This window comes from Kitasatospora sp. NPDC049258 (assembly GCF_040678895.1).
Lineage (GTDB): Bacteria > Actinomycetota > Actinomycetes > Streptomycetales > Streptomycetaceae > Kitasatospora.
Genome location: NZ_JBFAQT010000024.1, coordinates 1 through 16,443 on the forward strand (window position 1 = coordinate 1; position 16,443 = coordinate 16,443).

At 74.0% G+C, this 16,443-nt stretch carries 12 protein-coding genes and 1 pseudogene; 9 read left to right on the plus strand and 4 right to left on the minus strand.

Annotated elements, in window-relative coordinates; translation table 11 throughout:
- Positions 1–522 precede the first annotated feature (522 nt).
- Positions 523–996 (plus strand): hypothetical protein, encoded by a 474-nt coding sequence (locus AB0K43_RS20635; RefSeq protein WP_363641741.1) that lies wholly within the window; start codon positions 523–525, stop codon positions 994–996.
- A gap of 94 nt (positions 997–1,090) precedes the next feature.
- On the opposite strand, the gene AB0K43_RS20640 is transcribed toward AB0K43_RS20635, so the two are convergent.
- On the minus strand, positions 1,091–3,463 hold the full coding sequence (locus tag AB0K43_RS20640) for a SulP family inorganic anion transporter (RefSeq protein ID WP_363641743.1): 2,373 nt from the start codon (positions 3,461–3,463) through the stop codon (positions 1,091–1,093).
- A gap of 335 nt (positions 3,464–3,798) precedes the next feature.
- On the minus strand, positions 3,799–4,794 hold the full coding sequence (locus AB0K43_RS20645) for an ATP-binding protein (protein ID WP_363641745.1): 996 nt from the start codon (positions 4,792–4,794) through the stop codon (positions 3,799–3,801).
- Between the two features lie 200 nt (positions 4,795–4,994).
- Here AB0K43_RS20645 and AB0K43_RS20650 point away from each other — a divergent pair, with 200 nt between their 5' ends.
- Positions 4,995–5,915, plus strand: a complete 921-nt coding sequence (locus tag AB0K43_RS20650) for an oxidoreductase (protein ID WP_363641747.1) — start codon at positions 4,995–4,997, stop codon at positions 5,913–5,915.
- A gap of 417 nt (positions 5,916–6,332) precedes the next feature.
- Here the strand turns inward: AB0K43_RS20650 and AB0K43_RS20655 are convergent, their stop codons facing one another.
- Positions 6,333–7,250: an HAD-IB family hydrolase gene (locus AB0K43_RS20655; RefSeq protein WP_363641749.1), complete on the minus strand. Its 918-nt coding sequence runs from the start codon at positions 7,248–7,250 to the stop codon at positions 6,333–6,335.
- 621 nt (positions 7,251–7,871) lie between these two features.
- On the opposite strand from AB0K43_RS20655, the gene ssd reads away from it, so the two are divergent.
- The 7 genes and pseudogenes from ssd to AB0K43_RS20690 all read left to right on the plus strand — a co-directional run.
- On the plus strand, positions 7,872–8,987 hold the full coding sequence (ssd, locus tag AB0K43_RS20660) for a septum site-determining protein Ssd (protein WP_363641751.1): 1,116 nt from the start codon (positions 7,872–7,874) through the stop codon (positions 8,985–8,987).
- Positions 8,988–9,394: 407 nt separating this feature from the next.
- Positions 9,395–10,618 carry a TadA family conjugal transfer-associated ATPase gene (locus AB0K43_RS20665; protein ID WP_363641753.1) on the plus strand — a complete coding sequence of 408 codons (1,224 nt, stop codon included), beginning with the start codon at positions 9,395–9,397 and terminating at the stop codon, positions 10,616–10,618.
- A gap of 94 nt (positions 10,619–10,712) precedes the next feature.
- Positions 10,713–11,741 (plus strand): type II secretion system F family protein, encoded by a 1,029-nt coding sequence (locus AB0K43_RS20670; protein ID WP_363641755.1) that lies wholly within the window; start codon positions 10,713–10,715, stop codon positions 11,739–11,741.
- 308 nt (positions 11,742–12,049) lie between these two features.
- Positions 12,050–12,616, plus strand: a complete 567-nt coding sequence (locus AB0K43_RS20675) for a type II secretion system F family protein (protein ID WP_363641757.1) — start codon at positions 12,050–12,052, stop codon at positions 12,614–12,616.
- 133 nt (positions 12,617–12,749) lie between these two features.
- The gene (locus tag AB0K43_RS20680; RefSeq protein WP_363641908.1) at positions 12,750–12,950 is read left to right on the plus strand and encodes a DUF4244 domain-containing protein; all 201 of its coding nucleotides are present in this window, start codon (positions 12,750–12,752) and stop codon (positions 12,948–12,950) included.
- A 115-nt stretch (positions 12,951–13,065) separates the two neighbouring features.
- Complete coding sequence (locus AB0K43_RS20685; protein ID WP_363641759.1) at positions 13,066–13,422, plus strand: TadE family type IV pilus minor pilin; 357 nt, start codon at positions 13,066–13,068, stop codon at positions 13,420–13,422.
- Positions 13,410–13,826 (plus strand): annotated as a pseudogene (locus AB0K43_RS20690) (Rv3654c family TadE-like protein); the annotation flags it as partial. The gene AB0K43_RS20685 and the pseudogene AB0K43_RS20690, both read left to right, overlap by 13 nt.
- A 50-nt stretch (positions 13,827–13,876) precedes the next feature.
- On the opposite strand, the gene AB0K43_RS20695 reads toward AB0K43_RS20690, so the two are convergent.
- Positions 13,877–16,363 carry a DEAD/DEAH box helicase gene (locus tag AB0K43_RS20695; RefSeq protein WP_363641761.1) on the minus strand — a complete coding sequence of 829 codons (2,487 nt, stop codon included), beginning with the start codon at positions 16,361–16,363 and terminating at the stop codon, positions 13,877–13,879.
- Positions 16,364–16,443: the final 80 nt, after the last annotated feature.

The window sequence follows — 16,443 nt, forward strand, 5'->3', positions numbered from 1 at the left end:
CGCGGCGGCGGTCACGTTCGCGGCCGCGGCGAGCTCCGCCGGCGGCGCGAACCGGCGGTCCTCCTTGAGCAGGTTCGCCAGACTCTCGTTGCTCAACGCGTACTCCTCATCGAGTTCTCTTCTTCGGGGTGATCCCGTGCGCAGGGATTGTCCCTTGTGTCCCAGCGCACAGCTCACCAGGAGAACATGCGTGTTGACAAGAGGCTCCCGAGAATTGGTGTAGACCTCTGGTGCGGGAGCGGCGTGGCGCCGGGTCGGCGCGGCAGGCAGCGGTGCCACCCCGGTCGGATCCGGGATCCGATCAGACCCACAGTCTGCCGGAGGCCTTGACGGCGCTCCCGTCCGGTACTCCACTGACGGTACCTCCAGAGGTGGTCAGGACCTTCGCGGAGCGGAGCGGGCCCGCCGGTGTGGGCGCGGCTCGCATGTCAGCGCACCCCTCCTTCCTTCGGGGGTCGAGCCATGCCCGAAACACCTGCACTCCCTCCCCTTCCCCTCCCCGGCGACTTCGCGGTGGTCCGCATGGACGGCGGAGTCGGTCGGCTGATCCGGATCGGCCAGTGGCTCAACGGCGACGGGTTCGCCGACTTCGAGCACGCCTTCGTCCTCGTCGACGACGACCACCTGGTCGAGGCGCAGCCCGGGGGAGCCGAACTGCTCCCGCTCTCGGCCTACCGGGACCATCCGCAGCTCTGGTCCACCGGCATCATCCCGCTGACCGGCGAGCAGCGCGGGGCGATCGTCGCCGCTGCCCGTGGCTACCTGGGCGTCCCGTACAGCTTCGCCGACTACGCGGCGCTCGCCGCCCACCGCTTCCACCTGCCCGTCGGCCCGCTCATCAAGGGCTATGTGGCCTCGACCAGACACATGATCTGCTCCCAACTGGTCGACCAGTGTTATCAGGACGCGGGAGTGAGACTCTTCGCGGACGGTCGGTGGTCCGGCTATGTCACCCCCGCCGACCTGGCCAACCGGCTGACCGGCCTCACCTCCTGAGCCGGGCGGCACCGGCCGCGGTCAGGTCTCCCTCCCGACCGCGGCCGGTGGCCGGTGGTTGATGATTGGTGCCGCCGGCCCGGGACGGATCGGCCTAGGCGGCCAGCTCCTGGCCCTCGCGGCCGTCACCGGCGCCGGGCCGCCCCGTCCGATCCGCCGACACCGGGGAGAACCGGCCGCTCTCCCGATCCAGCACGTACGCCTGCGCGGTGGCGAAGTCGAAGTACATCCCGACCAGCCGCAGGGTGCCGTCGGCCACCCGGCGCTCGACCGCCGGGTTGGCCAGCAGCTGGTCCAACTGCTGCACCACATTGGTGATGCAGAGCTGCTCGATCACATCGGCGACCGGGCGCCCCTCGAACTCGGCCGGGATCCGGCGGAGTCGGGCGAGCGAGCCGCGCCCGTTGCGCAGCCAGCGGGTCAGCGCCGTGGGCGGGCCGGGCTGCTCGTGCACGCCGTCCAGCAGGGCCTTCATCGCCCCGCACCCGGAGTGGCCGCACACCGTGATGCTGCCGACCTCCAGCACCTCCACCGCGTACTGCACGGCCGCCGCCACCGAGTCGTCGGCGGCGCCGGGCTCGTGCGGGGCGGGCACCAGGTTGCCGACGTTGCGCACGGTGAAGAGGTCGCCCGGACCGCTGTTGGTGATCATGCTGGTCACCATGCGGGAGTCGGCACAGGTCAGGAAGAGCTCGGAGGGCGTCTGGCCGTCCCGGGCCAGCCGGGCGAGCTCCTGGCGGACCAGCGGCGCGGTGTGCTGCTGGAAGCCGCGAACCCCGTCCAGCAGTCGACCCTGCGGATCACCCGCGCCCTGCTCGATGCAGTGGTGGCCGACCCAAGGGGTCCAGGCCCGGCAGCGGTGCTGGCCGGTGGAGCTTCCGGAGCGCACGGTGCCGTCGGGGTCGAGGATTTCGCCGTCCTGGCGCTCCGTCAGTATCGACACGCGCCCGCCGGTCGCCTGGTGGCCGGCCCGCCAGGTGTGCAACGCCTCGTAGGCGGCATGGTCAAGGAAGGAGCCGTCGTGGCGCAGGGTGACCTGCGCGCCGGCCGGGATGCCGGCCAGCGATCGGCTGAGCTTGGGCACGGCCGCGAAGGTCAGCGGGCCGTGGGTGTGCACCGCGTACGCCCCGTCGGCGTCCACGAGCACGTCGACGTGCGCCCTGGTCAGCCGGTACAGCGCGAGCAGCATGGCCACCGAGCCGCCGAGCGCGACGCCGAGCGGCACGCCCAGCAGGACCACGCCGAGCACCGTGGCCAGGTAGGCCGGGAACTCCCGGTGCCGGTGCACCCGGCGGATGTGCGCGAAGCTGACCATCTGGACGCCCACCACCAGCACCAGCGCGGCCAGCGCCGCCAGCGGGATCCGGCGCAGGCCGCCGGTCAGCGCCACCGCGGCCAGCAGGACCCAGCAGCCGTGCAGGACGGAGGACATCCGGGTGGCGGCCCCGGCCTGGACGTTCGCGGTGCTGCGCACCGCTCCGCCGGCCACCGGCAGACCGCCGAGCAGGCCGGACACCAGGTTGGCCGCGCCCTGGCCGCGCAGCTCGCGGTTGAGGTCGCCGGTGCTGTGCGACATCCGGTCGACCGCGACCGCGGACAGCAGGGACTCCACGCTGGCCACCGCGGTGACCGTCAGGACGGCGGCGAGCAGTACGGGCCACTGCTGGGCCAGTAGGGCGCCGGACGGCAGCGAGGCGAGCGCGTGGTGGTCCCATTCGGGCAGTTCGACCCGGGCGAGCCGCAGGCTGGCGACGATCGACAGGGCGGTGGCGGCGGCGACGGCGATCAGCGCGGCCGGGATCCTGGACAGCCGGGTGCCCGCCCGCCCGAACCGGCCGGGGAGCCGGCCCAGCCTCGGCCAGCCGAACAGCACGGCGATCGCCACCGCGCCCACCGCGAGGGCGGGCAGATGGGGGCCCGCCAACTGGCCGGGCAGTGCGGTGAGGTTGGCCAGCGCGGAGCTCTGCGGGGAACCGCCGAGGACGACGTGCAGCTGGGCGAGCGCGATGGTCAGGCCGACCCCGGCCAGCATCCCGTGCACGATCGCGGGGGAGACCGCCAGCGCGGCCCGGGCGACCCGGGCCACCCCGAGCAGGAGTTGGAGCAGACCGGCGGCGACGGTCACGGCGCAGGCGACCTGCCAGCCGTACTGCGCGATCAGGCCGGCGGTGATCACGGTGAGCGCGGCCGAGGGCCCGCTCACCTGGAGCGGCGTCCCGCCCAGCAGGCCGACCACCAGCCCGCCCACGGCGGCGGACACCAGGCCGGCGGTGAGTGGAGCACCGGTGGCCAGCGCGATGCCGAGCGAGAACGGGACGGCGATCAGGAAGACCGCGAGGGAGGCCGGCAGATCCCGTAGGAGCAGCCCGAGGCGGGAGCTGTCCGGGGTCGGGCGAACGGGGCCGGGGGGCGGTGCGTGATCGGTGGTGTCCGAAGGGGTCGGAGCACCGGAGATGCCAAGGGTCATGGTCTTCCCGTCTGTCCGGGGGAACGAACGCAGTCAGGTCCGGCGTGCTGCTCGAGGTCGGAGTGGCTGTCGTGGGTCGCGACGGTACGGCGGGATGGCTCGGGCGCAGCGGTGTGAGTCTCCGTGGGCGGCCCGCGACCATCAAGAATCGGTAAACTGAGAGTAATGAAACCTTTGCACAGCGTACAACTGAACGGAAGGTCGGGCTCCGGCTTTCACTCCTATGAGTGGTGAGCGAACTGGTTGGGAACTCCGCGGCCGGGAAGGGCGCGTACGACGGCCGGCGGCGTCCCCTCGATCGGGGACGCCGCCGGCCGGTAGGACCGCTCGGGTGGTCAGGCGTGCGCTGTGGCGCTCGCGCCGAGCCCGGGTGCGGACAGCACGAACTCCTCGTCCACCTGCGTGGCCAGGTCGATGCCGACCTTGGCATTGCCCCAGCTCTCGGCGTTGCGGAGGTGGAACTGCACGGCCTGGGCGGTGTATTGCCGCGGATCGCGCAGATCGTAGGCGGCCTGCGCCTCGACCCTGAGCCGGTCCAGCACCTCGCGGTTGGCCGGCTCCAGGCTCCGCAGGGCGGGCTCGTCGCCGCGCTCCAGCCGCCGGACCCAGTCGGACTGCCCGAAGGCGGCGAGCAGGTCGTCGCCGACCTCGCGCCGCAGGTAGGCCAGGTCCTCCTGGCTCTGCACCTTGTTGCCCACGACGTGCAGCCGGACGCCGAAGTCCCGCGCGTACTCCCGGTACTGGCGGTACACCGAGATGCCCTTGCGGGTGGGCTCGGCGATCAGGAAGGTGACGTCGAAGCGGGTGAACAGGCCGGAGGCGAACGAGTCGGACCCGGCGGTCATGTCCGTCACGACGTACTCGTCCCGGCCGTCGAGGAGGTGGTTGAGCAGGAGCTCCACCGCGCCGACCTTGGAGTGGTAGCAGGCGACCCCGAGGTCCTCCTCGGTGAACGCCCCGGTGGCCAACAGCCGGACGGATCCGTCGTCGAGGGCGATCGGCCGGGCGCAGGCCGCGTACACCGGATTCTCCTCGACGATCCGCAGCAGGCGTGAACCCCGGCCCGGCGGCGTGGTTTTGATCATCTCGTCGGCCGATCCGATCAGCGGGTTGCTGCCGCGCAGGTACTCCTTGATCTGCGGCAGGTGCGCGCCGAGCGAAGGCAGGGTGGCGGCCTGATCATCACTCAGTCCGAGTGCTGGACCGAGGTGTTGGTTGATGTCGGCGTCGACGGCGATGACCGGGCGCCCGGCGGCGGCGAGGTGGCGGATGAACAGTGCGGACAGCGTGGTCTTCCCGCTGCCACCCTTGCCGACGAAGGCGATCTTCATCTGGGACTCCGGCTCTCATTCCAGCGGGCTGGGGCCGCGACCGCAGGCTGGAAGGCTGTTGGAAATCGTTATCGTCACCGATAGCGTCATGCTAGCCGGGGGTGGGGGTGCAATACACACAGGAGCGTCGGATTGCCTCGAACGGGTGATGGCGGGGTTGCTGTGTCGCGGTGGTCGGGTGAGTCATTACTCTCGGGTAGGTGAGCACTGGAACTGATCCCCTCGCCCCGCTGGCCGATCTCCCCGGGGTGCCCGAAGCCGTGGCTGAGGTGCGCAAGGCCGTGGACCGCCTCTACGGGCACCGGGTGATGCGCCGCCGCGCCCCCGAGGTGACCTCGGAGGCCGCCATCCGCGGCGCCCGTGCCTCGGCCGCGCTGGACGGCGCGGACTGGCCGCTGGAGGAGGTCCGCCGGCGCAGTGACTTCAGCGCGGACCCGCAGGCCAGGACGGTCGGCGGCGCGCTGCGGATCTCAGCGGAGGCCGGCCAGCTGCTCAGCGTCTGGCGGCACTCCCCGCTGCAGGTGCTGGCCCGGCTGCACCTGCTGGCGGTCGGCGACGCCGCCCCTTCGGCCGGTCGGCCGCGTCAGGCCGGGGAACTCGCCGGTGCGGCCTTCCCGGCGGAGCTGGCGGCTGCCGAAGGCGTGGGTGCCGATGGCGCGGACAGTGCTGAAGGTGCGAGCAGTGCTGGAGGTGCCGGGCCGGTCGAGCTCCCGCCGGCCCCGTCGGCCGCGGAGGTCGCGGCCAGGCTGGACCAGCTGTCCCAGCTGCTGGTCGGGCGGACGGAGGGAGCGGCCGGCGGCACCCCGGCGCTGGTGGTGTCCGCGGTGGTGCACGGCGAACTGCTGGCGCTCCGGCCGTTCGGCGCGTACAACGGCGTCATCGCCCGCGCCGCGCAGCGCATCGTGCTGATCGCGGAGGGCCTGGACCCCAAGGCGATCTGCCCCGCCGAGGTCGGCTTCGCCGAACTCGGCACGGCCGCCTACCGGCAGGCCCTGTTGGGCTATCTGGGCGGCACGCCGGAGGGCATGGCCCGTTGGATCGTGCACTGCGGTGCGGCGCTGCGGCTCGGGGTGCGCGAGAGCACCGCGGTGTGCGAGGCGATGCAACGCGGGATGGTCTGAGGCTGCGGACCGGGCCGGAGGTCGCGGTCCGCGGAGCACAGGGTTGCGGCGGCACCTGTTCGAACCGGGTGCCGCCGCTGGTACGGATACCGGGTTACCAAGCATGCACCGGAAAGTGCCCATCAGGCGGGGATCCTGCCCGTTCACCTGGTGCGGCGGCCCGACAGCGGGTCGGCTGCATGTGGGTGCTCAGTCATCCGTACTCGGTCCGTGGGCCTGAATTGCGTTGTCGGAGCGACCTCGTAGGGTCCTGACCGGGTCTCGCGGGCCGTTAAGTCCTTTGTATCGCGCTTTGGGTGAAAGCGGAACCCGAAACGGGAAGCTTTTGCGTTTTGTCCGTTTCGGCGGTATGCCGAAACGTCCGGCCTGGTCGGGTGAGCGGTGCCCACCCGACCGCCGACCTCCGTCAGGCCCGGCTCACGCCTGGGACCTGCGCCTTCGGGCCGCGTACCAGAGCACGCCGGCGGTCAGCAGTGCGGTGCCGACCACGACCGTTGCGACCACCGACCGGCTGGGGGCGTGGAATTCGGGCAGCCGCCGGCGCAGTTCCACCGGCCGGCTGAAGACCAGCACGGGCCACTCGCGGGCCAGCGCCTCCTTGCGCAGGGCGCGATCGGGGTTGACCGCGGACGGGTGGCCGACCGCCTCCAGCATCGGCAGATCGGTCGACGAGTCGCTGTAGGCATAGCAGTTGGGGAGGTCGTACCCCTCGGACTCGGCCAGCTCGCGGATCGAGGCGGCCTTGTTCTCGGCGTAGGCGTAGTACTCGATCTCGCCGGTGTAGCGGCCGTCCTCGATCTTCAGTCGGGTGGCGATGACGTGGTCGGCCCCGAGCAGCGCGCCGATCGGCTCGACCACTTCGGAGCCCGAGCTGCTGACGATCACCACGTCCCGGCCCGCGGCGTGGTGCTGCTCGATCAGCGAGGCCGCCTCGTCGTAGATGATCGGATCGATCAGGCTGTGCAGGGTCTCCGCGACGATCTCGCGGACCTGCTGCACGTTCCAGCCCTTGGTGAGGGTGGAGAGGTACGCGCGCAGCTTCTCCATCTGGTCGTGATCGGCGCCGCCGAGCAGGAAAACGAACTGGGCGTACGCGCTCTTCAGGACGGCGCGACGATTGATCAGGCCGCCTTGGTAGAAGGGGCGGCTGAAGGCCAGTGCGCTCGACTTGGCAATGATCGTTTTATCGAGATCGAAGAAGGCCGCGGTGCGCGGCGCGCCGTACGGGCGCCACCCGCCTGCGGGCTCGGCGCTTTCCGATGAGGAACGGTTCGCGGGTCCCGGAGGAGTGTTCCCGCCCTGGTCGGCGACGTCGGCGTTCTCGGTGGTGTCCACGGGAACCGAGGATAGAGGGCCCGCCTGAGCACCCCGCCATTCGGCGTACTCGCCGGCGCGCGGGTTTGTGTTTCTGGCCGCTCGGGTACACCATTGAAGTCACGGATCGTTCGCGACCGTGCTAACCCGGTCCGGCTCCTCCCCCCCGAGCCGGATCGTGGATAGACGACCCCCGCTCTCCCCCCCGGCGGGGGTCGTCGCACGTCCGGGGCCGTTTCGTAGGCCAGTTGGGGGCGTGCGCGGGGCCCGCTCGAAGGCCCCTGCCGATCTTGGCCGACCGTCTTCCGGTCGGGCCGAACGCGGCCGCATCATCACGCTGAGTGATCGAATTCGATGGCTCATTGTGTCACGCTCCGGGTTGTCGAGATTGATCTCCGACCCGCTTCGCGCGTCAATTCCGCACCCCAATACCCCCCGGTCGAGTGAACAAAGTTATCCACAGCCCTGACTTGTCCACAGGGAATCGGAAGGGGGCTGACGGAATCCGTCCCACCCCGCACCGTGGTGCTCGGACCGAGGCGCCCAGCTCCTCCGCGGAGCTCGGCCGAGGTCCACCGGCAGGTCCCCGGCGCCGCGCCCGCGGCCCCGGCACCGAACCGCACCTCACCGGGGGAGACGGCCATGTCGACACCCATCACCGAGCACGATCCCGCCGAGCGGCCGACCCCGACCGGGCCGCTCATCCTCACCGGGGACGAGTCCCTCGCGGACCACCTGGTCCGGCTCTGCGCCGCGGCCGGTGCCGAGCCGCAGGTGCTCTCCGGGGCCCCGCCGCCGCGCCGGCTGTGGGAGAGCGCGCCGCTGGTGCTGGTCGGCGACGATCTCGCCGAGCGCTGCGCGGGCCTCGGCCGGCGGCCCGGCGTGCTGCTGCTCGGGCTGGACCTCGACGACGGATCGGTCTGGGTCAGGGGAGTCCAACTCGGCGCCGAGCACGTGCTGTTCCTGCCGGATGCGCAGGTCTGGCTGCTGGAGCGGATCGCCGACGCGGCCGAGGGGGTCGGCCTGCCCGCGCTGACCGTCGCCGTGCTCGGCGGCCGCGGTGGCGCGGGTGCGTCCACCCTCGCCTGCGCGCTCGCCGTCACGGCGGCGCGGACGGGCCGTCAGACCATGCTGATCGATGCCGACCCGCTCGGCGGCGGCCTGGACGTCCTGCTCGGCGCGGAACACGTCGCCGGGCTGCGCTGGCCGGATCTGGCCGGCTCGCGTGGCCGGGTCAGCGGGGCCGAGCTGGCCGGCGCACTCCCCGCACCCCACCGGCTGACCACGCTCTCCTGGGATCGGAGCGACCTGCTGACCATCCCGCCCGAAGCCATGCGGAGCGTCCTCGCGGCCGCTCGCCGGCGCGGCGGCCTGGTCGTCCTCGATCTTCCGCGCCACCTGGACGCGGCCGCGAGCCAGGCGCTCGAACAGGCCGACACCGGGCTGTTGGTGGTCCCGGCCGAGCTGCGGGCGATGGCCGCCGCGGACCGGGTGGCCGCCGCCGCACGGATGCGGCTGTCCGATCTGCGGGCGGTGGTGCGGGTGCCCGGCCCGGTCGGCCTGGCCGGCCCGGAGATCGCCCGAGGGCTACGGCTCCGGCTGGCCGGCGAGCTCCCCCGGGAGCCGGGCCTGTCGGTCGACGTCGAGCGGGGAGCGCCGCCGGGCAGTCGCGAGCGGGGGCCGCTGGCCCGCTTCTGCAGCAGTTTCCTGGACGAGGCCATGCCGCCACTGGCGGCGGCCGGAGGAGGTGCACAGTGACCGATCGTCTGCGTAGGCCCGGCCTGCGGAACAACGGTCGCGGACGGGGGCCGAGCGCATCCTGGCGGAGTGTCGCGGTGGCCCGGGTCCGTCCCGCGGACCGCGGGGAGCGGGCCAGGCCGCCGGGTCGCCCGGGCGATTCCCCGGTGCTGCCGGGCCTGAGCGGGGCGGCAGGGGCGGCTGGGACGGCGCTGCTCGGCGGCGGAGAGGAGCCGGTGGCACCCGAGCGGGAGCGGCCTGGCCCTGACTTGCTGCCGCAGCCTGCGGCTCGGGCCGAGAGTCCGGCGAGCCTGAGCCCGAGCCCGACCCCGCCCGCTGACCGGGGGGAGCAGGGGCAGGGCCCGGCCGGCATCCAAGACTCCGGCGCGTACCGGTCGGCGGCCGGCCCCGTGGTGGTCCGCCCCGCCGTGCCACGCTCCTCGGTCAGCCTCGCGGGCAAGGACCCGGACCGGGCGGCAGCCCTGGTCGACGCGGTGCGCCTTCGGCTCGCGGAGACCGGGGCCGCCCCGACCGCAGGCTCGGTGGCCGCCGCGCTCCGCTCGGCCAGACCGCCGCTCGGCGGCGGGGACGTGCTGGACACCGTCCGGCTGCTGCGGGCCGAACTGGTCGGCGCGGGGCCGCTGGACCAACTGCTCCGCCAACCCGAGGTGACCGACGTCCTGGTCAACGGGCCCGACGAGGTCTGGGTGGACCGCGGTACCGGCCTGGAGCGGGTGGCGAACATCCGCTTCCCGGACGCCGACTCGGTCCGCAGGCTCGCCCACCGGTTGGCCGCGGCGGCCGGCCGGCGGCTGGACGATGCCCGGCCGTGGGTGGACGCCCGGCTGCCGGACGGCACCAGGCTGCATGCCGTGATCCCGCCGATCACCGCGGGCTGCACCCACATCTCGCTCCGGACCAGCCGATCCCGTCCGTTCAACCTGGCCGAGTTGGTGGGCTGCGGCTCACTGCCGCCAGGCGGTGCCGACCTGCTCGCCCGGATCGTTCGGGCCAGGTTCTCCCTGCTGATCAGCGGAGGCACCGGCACCGGGAAGACCACCCTGCTCGCGGCCCTGCTCGGCCTGGTCGGCCCCGAGGAGCGGATCGTCCTGGCCGAGGACTCCTCCGAGCTCAGGCCGGAGCATCCCCATGTGGTCCGGTTGCAGAGCCGTCCGCCCAACCAGGAGGGCCTGGGTGAGCTCACGCTGCGCGACCTGGTCCGGCAGGCGCTGCGCATGCGCCCGGACCGGCTGGTCGTCGGTGAGGTCCGCGGGCCCGAGGTGGTCGACCTGCTCGCCGCGCTGAACACCGGCCACGAGGGTGGCTGCGGCACGGTGCACGCCAACTCCGCGAGCGACGTGCCCGTCCGACTGGAGGCTCTCGGCGCACTGGCCGGCCTCGACCGCCATTCGCTGCACAGCCAGGTGCGCTCGGCCCTGGACCTCATCGTCCACCTGGTACGGGATCCGGCCACCGGGCGTCGGCGCGCGGCTTCCCTGCACGTCCTCACCGGTGACCAGCAGGGGTTGGCCCGAGCAACCCTCGCGATGGAGTTCGGGGTGGACGGCGACTGCCGGCCGGGGCCCGGCTGGGCCGGGCTGCGGCAGCGCTGTGCGGCACGTGGTGTCGAGTTGCCGAGGGGGATCGGATGAGTGTCCGTCAGATCGAGTTGGTGAGTGTCGTTCTGCTCTTCGTGGTGACGGCCACCGCGTGGTGGTTGCTGCGGTCGGCGGCCGGGCGGCCCCGATGATCCGTTCCGGACCGATGCCGCTGGTCGCCGGCCTCGGCGGGGCGGTGGCAGGCTTCTGGCTCGGGCTGGCACTGCTGCGGCGCAGGGCACGGGCCGCGCACCGCAGCCGAGCTCTGTTCGGCGCCACCCGGACCGTGGGCGGCGGCCTGCGCGGTGTCGGTCCGAGACTGCTTCACCGGTTCCGGGCCGTCCGCCCGCGCTGGCTGGTCCCCGAGCTGCTCCTGCTGCCGTTCGGCCTGTTGCTCTGCGAGCTCACCGGCTCTCCCGTCCCGGTCCTCGGCGCACTGGCCGCCGTCCGGCCGCTGCACGGCTGGCGGCGCCGACGCCGCACGGCGGCGCAGGCAAGGCGACGGTCCGCCGCGGTGATCGATCTCTGCGCGGGGGTGGCCGCCGAACTCCGTAGCGGCGCGACGGCCGAGCAGGCGCTCTGCGTCGTGGTCGAACGGGCCGAGCCTCAGCTCGGCCGGGCTCTCGGCGCCGAGCCGACGGCACGGCTCCGCGCGGCCAGGTACGGCGCCGACGTCCCCGCCGCGCTGCGGCTCGCGGCGGAACTGCCCGGCGGCTGTGGTGCCGCTGCCGTCGCCGCCTGCTGGCAGATCAGCACCGAGAGCGGATCCGGTCTGGCGGTCGGGCTCGACCAGGTGGCAGATGCGCTGCGGGCCGAGCGGGCCCTGAGCGAGGAGATCGCGGGCGAGCTCGCCGGGCCGCGCGCGACGGTCGCCATGCTCGCGGCCCTGCCGCTGGTCGGGACGCTCCTCGGCTGCGCGCTCGGGGTGCAGCCGGTGCGGATCCTGCTGCACACCCCGGCCGGGCTGGCGTGCCTGCTCGCCGGGGTGCTGTTGGAAGTGGCGGGCCTGCACTGGACGTCCCGCATCGTCCGGGCGGCCGAGGAGGTCCGGGGTGGCCGTGCGGGCGGGCCGACGGCCGGCGGTCGGCCGATCGCTGCCGCCGCCCCCGTCGCGCGAGGGGAGACCGGCTGCGGCCTCTCGCGGTCGCGGGCAGCCTGGGCGGGGGCCGGCGGGTGAGCGCCGTACCGCTGGTGCCGGCGGTGTCGGCGGCGCAGTGCCACCTCGCCGTACCGCCGCTCCTCCTGCTGGCGGCCGGGCTGGCGGGTGCGGGTACCGAGTTCGGACGGGTGATCAGGTCTCGGGCACTGCGGTCGCGTGTTGGTCGCTGCCTCGGGTCGGTGGCTGTACCCGCGGGTGGGCCTGCGCGTGGGCTCAGGAGGCTGCCGAGGCGCGGTGGTCGGCGGCCGACCTGGCGGGGCGGGAGGTGGATCCGTGCGGCGCTCACCCCGGGCCGGGCGGTAGCGGTCCTCGCGGGGCTCGGTGCGGTGGCACTGCTGGGTGGTCCGGTAGGGCTGGCGGCCGGGGCCTTGGTCGGGCCGGCGTTGTGGCGCTGGCTGCCGAAGCGCGGGTCGCCTGCGGCCCGGCGGGCTGCGGACGAGCAGGAGCGGCTGGCCCGGCAGCTGCCGCTGACCGCGGAGCTCTTGGCGGCCTGCCTGGTCTCCTGCGCCTCACCCGCCCAGGCCGCGGCCGCGGTGGCGGCCGGTGTGGACCCGCCGATGAGCACGCGGCTGGCCAAGGTGGCGGCGCAGCTCTCCCTCGGGGCCTCCCCGGAGGACAGCTGGGGGCGGCTCGCGGACGATTGCCCGCCGCTCGCGCCGTTGGCCGGATGCCTCGTCCGCACCAGCCTCAGCGGCGCTCCGCCGGGGGAGTCGCTGAGCGCGCTTGCGCAGAGCCGGCGGGCCGAGGCCGGCCGTGCGGCGCGCGCCAGGGTCCGCCGGGCCGGTGTGCTCGCGACGGCGCCGTTGGGGGCGTGCTTCCTGCCCGCCTTCGTTTTGGTCGGTGTCGTACCGGTGGTGATGGGCCTCACCGAACTGTTCGCCGGGCGGCTCTGACGACCGGTCCCGACCGGTCCAGGACCGGATCTCGATCCCTTCTCACCCTGTCCCCTGCCAGTGAAGGAGCTCAGCCATGACCTCGATCAGCCACACCCGCCACCGTCCGCTCCGGCCCCTGCCTCGCCTCCTCCTGCGCGGTACGGCACGGCTTCGCAGCCGAGCGCTGCGGCTGGGAGAAGTCGGCCGGGACGCCGGGATGACCACGGCCGAGTACGCCATCGGCACCGTCGCGGCCTGCGCCTTCGCGGCGATCCTCTACCGGGTGGTGACCAGCGGAGCCGTCTCCGACCTGCTGTCCGAGATCCTCGGCCGGGCCCTCCATGCGGTCTGACCTCGCGGGGCGCCCCGGCAGGTGTCGGAGCCGTCGCGGTCGATGTCGGAGCAGGGCGGGCGGAGCCGGCCGCGGCGCTGACACCGGCGTGGACGGCGGCGGGGACGGCGGGTTCGTGACGGCGGAGACGGCGGTGGCGCTCCCGGCACTGGTGCTCGTCGGGGCGATGCTCGTCTCGGGAGTGCTGGCCGCCGCTGGCCAGATCCGCTGTGTCGACGCTGCTCGGATCGCCGCGCGGGCGGCGGCCCGGGGGGATCCCGACGCCGTCGCACGCGCCGAGGAAGCCGCGCCGCCCGGCGCCTCGGTGCAGGTGGCCCGCGACGACCGGACGGTACGGGTGACCGTGGAGGCGCCGTGGCTGGGACCCGGCAGGGTCGGTGCGGCCCTCCCGATCCGGCTCGGGGCGACCGCGGTGGCGGCTCGCGAAGACGTCATCGGCGTGGACGCGGGAGGCGAGCCATGGCCGAGCTGAGGTGCCGCAGCAGCTTCGGGCGTGCTCGGGCCAGGGATCAGCACGATGGGCCGGCGCCGGGGCCGGCGGGAGGGCCGGGGAGTGACCGCGGCTCGGCGACGGTCTGGCTGATCGCGTTGGCAGCGCTCGGCTGCGTGGTCTTCGCGGTCAGCCTGGAGGTCGGAGCCGTGCTGGCGGCCCGCCACCGCGCGGAGTCCGCGGCAGACCTCGCGGCCCTGGCGGCGGCCGACCGGCTGCTGGTCGACCCCGACGGCGGGTGCGCGCGTGCGGCGGTGATCGCCGGCCTGCAGCAGGCCGAGCTGGTGACCTGCGCCCGGGCACCGGACGAGGACAGCGTGGAGGTGATGGTCGAGGTCCCGGTACGGGGATGGTCCGTCCCGGTCGGGCCTGCCCGGGCACGATCCCGCGCCGGGCCGGTGTGGGGGTGGGGTCCGGACGCTGCGCAGGCCCCCGCTCAGAGCGCCGGCCGGTCTGACGTGGGCTGCCCCGGAGCCGATTGCCCCGAAGCCGACTGTCCCGGAGCCGACTGTCCCGGCGCAGGCTGGTCCGAGCCGGGCTGGTCCGGCCCGGGCTGGCCCGGTACCGGCCCGGGCCGGTCAGAGTCAGGGCGATCGGCTCCTGGGCGGTCCGGTGCGCCGGCCAGCAGGATGCCCAGCAGCCGGACGGCCGCCGCCTTGTCCAGCGGGTCGTTGCCGTTGCCGCACTTGGGTGACTGCACGCAGGACGGGCAACCCCGCTCGCACTCGCAGGCGGCGATGGCGTCCCGGGTGGCCGCCAGCCACTCCACCGCGCGGGAGAAGCCCCGCTCGGCGAAGCCGGCACCCCCCGAGTGGCCGTCGTACACGAAGACGGTCGGCAGCCCGGTGTCCGGGTGCAGCGGCACGGAGACACCGCCGATGTCCCACCGGTCGCAGGTGGCGAAGAGCGGGAGCAGGCCGATCGAGGCGTGCTCGGCGGCGTGCGCGGCGCCGGGCAGCTGGTCGACCGGGATGTCGGCGTCGAGCAGCTGGTCCTCGGTGACGGACCACCACACGGCCCGGGTCCGCAAGGTCCGGGGCGGCAGATCCAGCTTGCTCTCGCCGAGGATCTCGCCGGTGGAGATCCGCTTCCGCAGGTATCCGACGACCTGGTTGACCACCTCCACCGACCCGAAGCTGAGCCGGGCCTCGCCCCACTGCTCGGTCGTGTCGGTGGACAGCACCGAGATGGAGGTGATGTCCCTGGCCGAGGTCGTGTAGGGCGGGTCGGCCCGCTCCACCAGGGCCACCGAGGTCTCCAGGTCGAGGTCCTGCACCAGGTAGGTACGGCCCTGGTGCAGGTGGACCGCGCCGGTGTGCACGGTGGTGTGGGCGGCCGCGGCGTCCACGGTCCCCAGCAGCCGGCCGGTCGGCGCTTCGACGATCTGCACCGGGCTGCCGCCACTGCCCCTGAGGTCCACGCCGTCCACGGCCCGCTCGCGCTTGGTCCAGTACCAGGAGCCGTCGGCGCGCCGCCGCAGCAGCCCGCGCTGCTCCAGCACGGGCAGCAGGCGCGCTGTGGACGGTCCGAACAGCGCGAGGTCCGGCTCGGTCAGCGGGAGTTCGGCGGCGGCGGCGCACAGGTGTGGGGCCAGCACGTGCGGGTTGTCCGGGTCCAGCACGGTGGCCTCGACCGGGGTCGCGAAGAGTGCCTCCGGGTGGTGCACCAGGTAGGTGTCCAGCGGGTCGTCGCGGGCGATCAGCACGGCCAGCGCGCCCTGCGCCTCCCGCCCCGCCCGGCCGGCCTGCTGCCACAGTGAGGCCCGGGTGCCGGGGTAGCCCGCCATCAGGACGGCGTCCAGCCCCGACACGTCGACGCCGAGCTCCAGCGCGGAGGTGGAGGCCAGTCCGAGCAGCCGTCCCGAGTGCAGGTCGCGTTCCAGCGCCCGGCGCTCCTCGGCCAGGTAGCCGCCCCGGTACGCGGCCACCCGGCCGGCGAGCGGCTGGCCGAGCTGGTCCTGGGCCTGCAGGGCGACCAGCTCCGCGCCCCGCCGGGAGCGGACGAAGACCACCGTCCGGGTGCCGGCCTCGACCAGCTCGGTGAGCAGGTGCCCGGCCTCCGCCGTGGCCGTACGGCGCACCGGGGCGCCGTGCTCGCCGACGTTCTCGGTGAGCGGCGGCTCCCAGAGCCCGAACACCAGTGGCCCGCGCGGCGAGGCGTCGTCGGTCACCGCGACCGCGGGCAGCCCGGTGAGCCGCTGCGCGGTGGCGGCGGGCTCGGCGGTGGTGGCCGAGGCCAGCAGGAAGGTCGGGTCGGCGCCGTAGCGGGCGCACAGCCGCCGCAGCCGCCGCAGCACCTGGGCCACGTGCGAGCCGAAGACCCCCCGGTAGCTGTGGCACTCGTCGATGACGACGTACGTGAGCGCTTTGAGGAAGGAGGCCCAGCGGGGGTGGGCGGGCAGGATGCCCCGGTGCAGCATGTCCGGGTTGGTCAGCACGTACGAGGCGTACTGCCGGACCCATTCGCGCTCCTCCCCGGGGGTGTCGCCGTCGTACAGGGCGACCCGGACCCGGCCGGGCACCAGCTCGGCGGCGCGCCGGCGCTGGTCGGCGGCCAGCGCCTTGGTCGGGGCCAGGTAGAGCGCCGTCGAGCCGCGGCCGTTGCGGGCCTCGGTGCCGTCGAGCAGCTCGCTGAGGACCGGGGCCAGATAGCCGAGCGACTTGCCCGAGGCGGTGCCCGTCGCGATCACCACGGATCGGCCGGATCCGGCGAGCGCCATCGCCTCCGCCTGGTGGGCCCACGGGCGGCTCACGCCGAGGCCCTCGGCCGCCGCCACGATCTCCGGGCGGATTCCTTCAGGCCAGGGTGCGTAGCGGGCCGCGCGGGCGGGCAGATGCTCCGTATGGGTGAGGCGGTCCGATCGGCCCCGGTCGGCGGACAGGGTCGCGAGCAGAGCCTCGGGCTGGTGATGACGGGGCGGCATGGAGACCCAGTGTGTCACCGGCGTGACGGAGAATCGCCCCAAGCCATCGTGCGGGCATGGTCACAAGTGGTTGAATGAGG